This is a genomic window from Phaeodactylibacter luteus, assembly GCF_007993045.1.
Taxonomy (GTDB): Bacteria; Bacteroidota; Bacteroidia; order Chitinophagales; family Saprospiraceae; genus Phaeodactylibacter; species Phaeodactylibacter luteus.
In genome coordinates this window covers 103,114-109,932 of the sequence record NZ_VOOR01000018.1, presented here as the reverse complement: position 1 = coordinate 109,932, position 6,819 = coordinate 103,114, and the positions used below count along the sequence as shown (strand labels likewise).

The following is a 6,819-nucleotide window of genomic DNA, read 5'->3' as shown; positions in this document are numbered from 1 at the left end:
AAATCTTTAAGAAACAATCTGATTGTATTGCGTAATTCTCCTGTATGAATATCCCTCCACAGCTGAAAATCATGTTCAATCCCCTCGTAAAGAAATCGCCATATCGGGCACCATTCTGAGGTGTTCCAATCCATATTCTGAAGCCTGTTTAAAGCTGGAAAAGATCTCTTTAGCGGGTCTTTCTTATCTCTGATTACTCCATAAGTAAGCCCACCGTCTTCAAAATTCAGGAAGGCATAGTAGTTGCCTAAATTATCCATCGAAAATCGAAATCCATTCCCTGAAAGCCCCAACTCCTTCCTAAGCTCATCTAATTGCCTAGCCAATTTCTTTTTGAGACTTTCCTTTAGCTTAGGTAAGACATTACCGATTAAAAAGGCCGCTTCCATGTTTTCATTGGAAGACAGTATAGTTTGCCGTAAGATATCTGATTCTTCACTGGAGTAAATACCCATAACAATTTGTTCTAATTTAGATTTGAAGTCGGCGACAAAAAACTTGATTTTTAGGGGCTTGCACTTTTCCTTAAAGACCTCTAATTCAGGCAGTATGTTCTCTAGATAATTTATCGTTTCCAGTTGGTTGGCTTTACCTAGTTCCTTTTGCCGCTTTAAAGAAAGGCTATGCTTAGGAATACCCTTCTTTATTGGTGCAAGGTAGAGAAGCAAAAAGTTACCGTTTCCCATAGAATCGAGGAATGTGGCGTAGTCTTCAAGTTGGTCTTTCTGGTCTGAAGTGTGCTCAAATAGTTTGTTTTCTATCCCTATCCAGAAGGTATCAAGTTTGATAAGGATGTCAATTCTTCGAGCACCTAATGTGCGGTACTCTGTGAAAACTTCTACTGAATCCAGCGTAAATTCTGGGATTTTTGAATCTAGACTCTTCAAGAATCCTTCTAAAAACAAGGTGCCCTGTCCGTGTTTTGCAGTTGGAGACAGAAGAAATGCCAATATTTCAGACACCTTATTCTCTCCCATTTTTATAAAATCCAACGGATTGAAATGAGGTGCATATAGTTCGGCTTTGATTCTCTGGTTTTCTCTATGATTGCATATTTCCTCATAGACTTTGGCTAGCAAGCCCTGAGCATTTTTTTGAATTCTAACTCCCATTGTTAGTAGTTTCCATTTACGTGTCTCATACTATTGCAAATCCCTATCCGCCACCTTCTCACAGTGGTTTGTGATAATAGAGAGGTAAAGAGGAGTATATTTTTCCTGTGGCGGCAAATGCTCCAGTACGGTTGCCAGCTGCCTTTCAACGATCGTTTTATCTTCCCTGCTGAGGGTTTCTGATAGATAGCGCTCATCAAGTCGTTCCTTGGAACCAAAGTAGGCGTTTAGAAACTGCTTAAAGCGATCCATTCCACCATCAATAATCCAATGGTAATACGTCCCACCTAAGATATAATCGGTCTTGTAGCCATTGTAGTAGTCCATTTCATAAAGTGAAAGCAGCGCATGGAGTTCGTGTAGCCTTTTGAAGCCTTCGGAAACCTTGTCTTTCAGCTCAATTAGCTTGTCAGGGAAAGTCCACTCCGGATAGACTTCTGGAATTTGCTTTGCGCTAAATAGCTGCTCAAACTCCAACTTTTCCAGGTATTCCAGGTAAAACGACAAGTCATTTATTACATTCTTCCTGTAGAAACGCGCACGATCGCCTATTCCGATTACAGTATATTCTTCATCACCTTCAGGATCTTCGTGGCGGATGATTTTTTCATAAAACTCCAGAGACCGATTAAGATACTTGGACTGCTCCCTGATTTGGGGAGTCATATTGTTGTTTTGGAAGTTTTCCAAGTCCTCTTCCTTCCACATCAAATAGTGATTGTCTAGTAGTACGTCAGGGACTTTAGTATTCTGCCGGTTGTAGGTAATCCTTAGGTATACGGGGTAGAAGCCACTCTCTTCCCGGGAAGCAGTTTTGTGAAGGAATAGCTTAAAGCTGACTTTTCTCGCTTTTTTGGATTTCATACCTGCTTAGTTTTCCCAGCGGATCCGCTCTATGACTTCATCCTGGATCTTCTTGCTCATTTTGACATAATGCATGGTTGTGTCTATCTTGTCATGTCCCATATAGCTTTGCAATGTGGGGATTGGCACTTTCACGGCCATATTGGTCCCGAAGGAATGTCGCCCTACATGGCACGATAGGTGCTTATCGAGCCCCGCCGCTTCAGCTACTTTTTTGATGTTCTCGTTTGCATCTTGGTTGGTTAACCCTTCAAACAGAGCCTTATTGGTTTTTTTTCCGTATTTCTCCAAGCAAATTTTTATCCATCGTTGTGCCCGGCTCTCTTCTTCATCTTTGAAATGGAAGAATGCGTACAATGGGAGGTTAATTTCCTTCTTTTTCCGCCGCTGATTCTTTACCATGAGGGCACTGTAATAGTACCCTTTCTGCGTCTTGGTGATGTTCCGGGGCTTCATGGCGACGGCATCGCTGAAACGCAGGCCTGTAAATGCCATCAGTAGAAAGAAATCCCGAGCCCTCTCTTGCTTCTTGGTTATTCTGCTTGTATCCATTTCTTCCAGCAGCTTGAGTTCCTCTAAACGCAGGAAGTCTCTGGGCTTTGAGCTTCCCTTATCATATTTGAACCGGCTATAAGGATTTATACCAGATTTTACATACCCCTTGTTGATCGCTATATTGATGTAGGTCTTGACATGGCGGTGGTATTTATCAATCGTTGTAAGCTCCTTCTCTTCGCCGAGCAGATACTGATGGAATGCGTCCAGTACCTGGTAATCCAACTCATTGAAGGAAACCTCACCCACAGCTGTCCGCCAGTGATTTAAGGTATTGAGCTGAGTCTGCCTAGTGGCGTGGGAAATTTCTTTCCGCTGTTGGGCAGTCATTTTGTAAAAAGCAGTGAAAGATAGCTTCTGCCCACCGGTAGCTGTAAATTGCTCGTGGAATTCCCGAAGCGGCACATGCGCCCCGTGACGTTCATTAACCATGCCAACCTGATACTCCATAAGCTCAGACATTTTCCGGTTAATGAGTGAGTTATAAGCCAGGGCGTTTGGGTGGTCTTTTACCTGCCTACTTTTCTTATCCCATTGATCGGGACGTACGTAGACATCCGTAGAGAAATACTTCTGCTGTGGCTTTCCGCTTTCGCTGCATTGATAGGCGTAGATCCATACCACACCATTCCCATCCTTGTTCAAGCGCTTTTTACGCTCGGAGCTATGCATTGCCCGAAAAGAAATAGATTTCATCTGTCATCAATCTTAGTTAAGAATCAACTGACAGACGGTGGCCCATCCATACTTTTTTGGTGCAAAAATGAGTGCAAAAATCAAACGTCCTCGTTTGTCCGTATTTGTCCACTCATGCCAAGCCCTAAAATGACAATAGCCCTGATAAAATCAGAGCTATTTGTCTAAACTTGTCATTGATTGACTGTAAAAGTCTCAACAATGCTGAGCGGTCCGGACGGGACTCGAACCCGCGACCCCATGCGTGACAGGCATGTATTCTAACCAACTGAACTACCGGACCTTGATTCTTTGAGCAGCATAAGCTGCTTCTTTATTTATACTTAGGGCGCTTTTGCCCTGTTTTTGCAACACTCAGCGTTGCTGTTCCTTTGTTGCGATTGCAAATATAAGCGCGATATTTATTCCGTGCAATACCTAGGGTAAAAAAACTTAAAAAAAAATTCCTGCCTGTGCTTCTGTGTCGGCTTTTGGCTACTTTTGTGCCGCTCAACTATCCTGATAAGGAAAGCGTTAAGCTCTGGAGCGTGTAGCCCGCCTGCCAAGCGAGAACCGGCACGAGGGCCATCATCAAACTGAAAAGAGCAGCTCCGGCTGCTTCAAAAGCAAAGATTTATGGTTTTCCTGGAATTCGAAAAGCCCCTCGAGAGTTTGTACGAACAGCTCGAAAAGATTCAGCAAGTCGGCAGCGAAGGTGATATTGATGTCACGGAGATGGCCCGCGAACTGGAAAACAGGATCAAGAATAAACGCAAAGAGATTTACAGCAATCTCACTGGGTGGCAGAAGGTACAGCTCTCCCGCCACCCGGAACGCCCTTATACCTTATATTACATACAGCAGATGTGCCGCAAGTTCATCGAACTGCACGGCGACCGCTACTATGCAGATGATAAGGCGATCGTTGGGGGGCTGGGCTCCCTTGATGGGCAGACGGTAGTCATCATCGGCCATCAGAAAGGGGTGAACACTAAGATGCGGCAGTACCGCAACTTCGGCATGGCCAACCCGGAAGGCTACCGCAAAGCCCTCCGCCTGATGAAGCTGGCCGAGCGCTTTGGCTACCCTGTAGTGACCCTCATCGATACCCCGGGCGCATTCCCCGGCCTGGAAGCAGAAGAGCGGGGGCAGGCAGAGGCCATCGCCCGCAACCTCTTTGAAATGGCACAGCTCAAAGTCCCTGTCGTTTGCGCCGTCATAGGCGAAGGGGCATCCGGGGGCGCTATCGGCATAGGGCTGGGCGACCGCGTTTATATGTTGGAGAACACCTGGTACTCGGTCATTTCTCCAGAGTCTTGCTCTTCTATCCTCTGGCGCAGCTGGGACTACAAGGAGCAGGCTGCCGAAGCCCTCAAGCTCACCGCTGACCACATGTACGAGTTCGGCATCATCGATGGCATCATCAAAGAGCCTTTAGGCGGAGCACATACCGCTCCTGAGGAAATGGCCAAACTGCTGAAGCGCCAGATTAAAAAAGCCATAGCAGAAGTACAGGATATGACGCCTGAAGAGCGCATCGAAGCCCGTATCGAGAAATACGCCAAAATTGGGGTTTACGAGGAAGAAGCCCGTACGAATTCATAGATCAGGATTCAGCCCGAAGGGCTGACAGCAGGAAACAAAGAGAAACAACACATTACTATGGGGTGGTTCGCAAATCTGAGGCTGAGCTGGCACCGCAAGAAGCTCCTGCAGCATCTGGAGCGCCAACAGCAGCGTAGCGCCAAAGGCCAGGTCTCCTGGAGCAGCGCCAAACGCATCGGCATCCTCTTTAACGCCAGTGAGCCCGATATGCGCAAGCAGGTCTTGCAATATGCAGAGCGCCTGCGAAGCCAAAAAAAACAAGTGCAGCTCTTGGGCTTCCTCCCCCAACAGCAGGAGGGCCAAGAATATGCCTTCCCCGTCTTCACAGCCAAAGATATAGACTGGCTGTACCGCCCAAAAGGGGAAGCTGCCGATACCTTCCGCAATGAGCCCTTTGACATCTTGCTCGACCTCAGCCTTTCCGAAGACATCAGCCGGGCTTACCTGTGCGCCCTTTCCAGTGCAAGCCTCAAAGTGGGCCCGTCTACTGAGCTGACCTATGCTTACGACTTAATGATCGAAGTGCCTGCCTCCGCCGGCCTTAAAGGCTTCATACCGAACATGGAAAGCCTGCTCGACAAAACCAATCGCAAAAATGAGCCAGCCCAGCTTCCTTCTTAGCGGCACAGGGGTAGCCCTTGTCACTCCTTTCCGCAATCACGCCATCGATTATACCGCCCTAGAGCGCCTGATCGAGCACACCATCGCCGGGGGCGTCGATTTCCTCGTCTCCCTAGGCACTACCGGAGAGGCGATTACACAAAGCCCGGAAGAATGCCGGGACGTCCTGACTTTTACGATAGAAAAGACAGCGGGCCGGGTGCCGGTCGTAGCCGGGCTTTTCGGCAGCAACTATACTGAAAAGCTGACTCGCGCCCTGCAGGTTTATGACCTCAACGGTGTAGCTGCCATCATGTCCAGCAGCCCAGCTTATAGCAAGCCTACGCAGGAGGGCATCTTTCGGCACTATATGGCTGTGGCAGAGGCGAGCCCGGCCCCGGTCATCATCTATAATGTTCCAGGGCGGACAAGCTCCAATGTGGAAGCCGCTACTACACTGCGCCTCGCCCAAGCCTCTGAGCAGTTCATCGCCGTAAAGGAAGCTTCTGGAGACTTAGCACAGGCCATGTCTATCATCAAAGATATGCCGCCACACTTCCAGGTTTGGTCTGGCGAAGACCCCCTCACACTGCCTATGATCGCCTGCGGGGCTACCGGCGTGATTTCTGTAATTGCCAATGCCTTCCCTAAAGCCTTCTCCGGCATGGTCCGCCACGCTAGGGCGGGCGAACTGCGGAAAGCCCGGCAACTGAACGACCCGCTCCACCCTGTGCACCCCTTCCTCTACGCAGATGGCAACCCCGCAGGGATAAAAGGCGTGCTCGAAATGCTTGGCATCTGCAGCAAAGAAACGCGCATCCCGCTCATGCCCATCACCGATTCCAACTACCGGGCCTTGTACGCGCAGCTGCAAGCCTCCGGCCTGATCTAACCTCCGCTCACCGGCGGGATGATGACCACCTCGTCCGTCGGCCGGATAGGGTCGCTGTCCGATGCATAGCTCGTGTTCAGAGCGATGGACAAGGACGCCAGCTGGGCAAAAGCCGGGAACTTGCTGCACAAAGCTGCTTTCAGCTCCCCCACTGTGCTCCCTTCTGGCAATGGCATCTGTATCTGGCTTCCGCCTAAAATGTCCCGCGCAATCCCAAAAGCCAATATGTTAATCTCCATGCTCAAAATACTTTTGTTGGCTGCTCCCCATCGTTTCCAACAAGTGGTGCTTCACTTGCACGCTGCCACCGAAAAGGGTGAAAATAAGTGCATAAAAAGCGGGCTCGACGGGGCAATAACCGGAATCAGTTATTTTTTTAACAAAATTTTAACACTTTTCCAGCCTCGCCAAACCCTGCCTCCGGAAGCCGGTACTAACTTCTGAAGAACTAAAGCCAGAAGGTATATTATTCTATTTTCCTTTAGCTTATACAGTGCCCGCTGAAGAATCGTTGTA

At 48.3% G+C, this 6,819-nt stretch carries 8 protein-coding genes and 1 tRNA gene; 4 read left to right on the top strand and 5 right to left on the bottom strand.

The annotated features are described in order from the left end of the window. The 4 genes from FRY97_RS10475 to FRY97_RS10460 form a co-directional block, all read right to left on the bottom strand. Nucleotides 1-1,112: PDDEXK-like family protein (locus FRY97_RS10475; RefSeq protein WP_147167478.1), on the bottom strand; the 1,112-nt coding region annotated here is incomplete at its 3' end. A gap of 30 nt (nucleotides 1,113-1,142) precedes the next feature. Next, nucleotides 1,143-1,976: a hypothetical protein gene (locus FRY97_RS10470; protein ID WP_147167477.1), complete on the bottom strand. Its 834-nt coding sequence runs from the start codon at nucleotides 1,974-1,976 to the stop codon at nucleotides 1,143-1,145. Between the two features lie 6 nt (nucleotides 1,977-1,982). Then, entirely contained in the window at nucleotides 1,983-3,227 is a 1,245-nt protein-coding gene (locus FRY97_RS10465; protein ID WP_147167476.1) for a site-specific integrase, read from the bottom strand. Between the two features lie 209 nt (nucleotides 3,228-3,436). After that, nucleotides 3,437-3,510 (bottom strand) — tRNA-Asp (locus tag FRY97_RS10460). 332 nt (nucleotides 3,511-3,842) lie between these two features. Between FRY97_RS10460 and FRY97_RS10455 the strand changes: the two genes are divergently transcribed. From FRY97_RS10455 to dapA, 3 genes are read left to right on the top strand one after another with little or no spacing between them, the layout of a single operon-like run. Beyond that, entirely contained in the window at nucleotides 3,843-4,811 is a 969-nt protein-coding gene (locus tag FRY97_RS10455) for an acetyl-CoA carboxylase carboxyltransferase subunit alpha (protein ID WP_147167475.1), read from the top strand. A gap of 57 nt (nucleotides 4,812-4,868) precedes the next feature. Beyond that, nucleotides 4,869-5,432: a DUF6913 domain-containing protein gene (locus FRY97_RS10450; RefSeq protein ID WP_147167474.1), complete on the top strand. Its 564-nt coding sequence runs from the start codon at nucleotides 4,869-4,871 to the stop codon at nucleotides 5,430-5,432. Continuing rightward, nucleotides 5,407-6,303: a 4-hydroxy-tetrahydrodipicolinate synthase gene (gene dapA / locus FRY97_RS10445; RefSeq protein ID WP_147167473.1), complete on the top strand. Its 897-nt coding sequence runs from the start codon at nucleotides 5,407-5,409 to the stop codon at nucleotides 6,301-6,303. The genes FRY97_RS10450 and dapA overlap by 26 nt, the downstream gene beginning before the upstream one ends. On the opposite strand, the gene FRY97_RS10440 is transcribed toward dapA, so the two are convergent. Further along, a complete protein-coding gene (locus FRY97_RS10440) occupies nucleotides 6,300-6,542 on the bottom strand; it encodes a MoaD/ThiS family protein (protein WP_147167472.1) in 243 nt (80 codons plus the stop codon). The genes dapA and FRY97_RS10440 overlap by 4 nt on opposite strands. Here FRY97_RS10440 and FRY97_RS10435 point away from each other — a divergent pair. Continuing rightward, nucleotides 6,541-6,747 carry a hypothetical protein gene (locus FRY97_RS10435; protein ID WP_147167471.1) on the top strand — a complete coding sequence of 69 codons (207 nt, stop codon included), beginning with the start codon at nucleotides 6,541-6,543 and terminating at the stop codon, nucleotides 6,745-6,747. The genes FRY97_RS10440 and FRY97_RS10435 overlap by 2 nt on opposite strands. The last annotated feature ends 72 nt before the right edge of the window (nucleotides 6,748-6,819 follow it).

Bases quoted from the DNA above. Each gene is read 5' to 3' on its own strand.
- FRY97_RS10455 (WP_147167475.1), top strand. From the start codon at position 3,843: ATGGTTTTCCTGGAATTCGAAAAGCCCCTCGAGAGTTTGTACGAACAG.
- FRY97_RS10470 (WP_147167477.1), bottom strand. From the start codon at position 1,976: ATGAAATCCAAAAAAGCGAGAAAAGTCAGCTTTAAGCTATTCCTTCAC.
- FRY97_RS10435 (WP_147167471.1), top strand. From the start codon at position 6,541: ATGCTCAAAATACTTTTGTTGGCTGCTCCCCATCGTTTCCAACAAGTG.
- FRY97_RS10450 (WP_147167474.1), top strand. From the start codon at position 4,869: ATGGGGTGGTTCGCAAATCTGAGGCTGAGCTGGCACCGCAAGAAGCTC.
- FRY97_RS10440 (WP_147167472.1), bottom strand. From the start codon at position 6,542: ATGGAGATTAACATATTGGCTTTTGGGATTGCGCGGGACATTTTAGGC.
- dapA (WP_147167473.1), top strand. From the start codon at position 5,407: ATGAGCCAGCCCAGCTTCCTTCTTAGCGGCACAGGGGTAGCCCTTGTC.
- FRY97_RS10465 (WP_147167476.1), bottom strand. From the start codon at position 3,227: ATGAAATCTATTTCTTTTCGGGCAATGCATAGCTCCGAGCGTAAAAAG.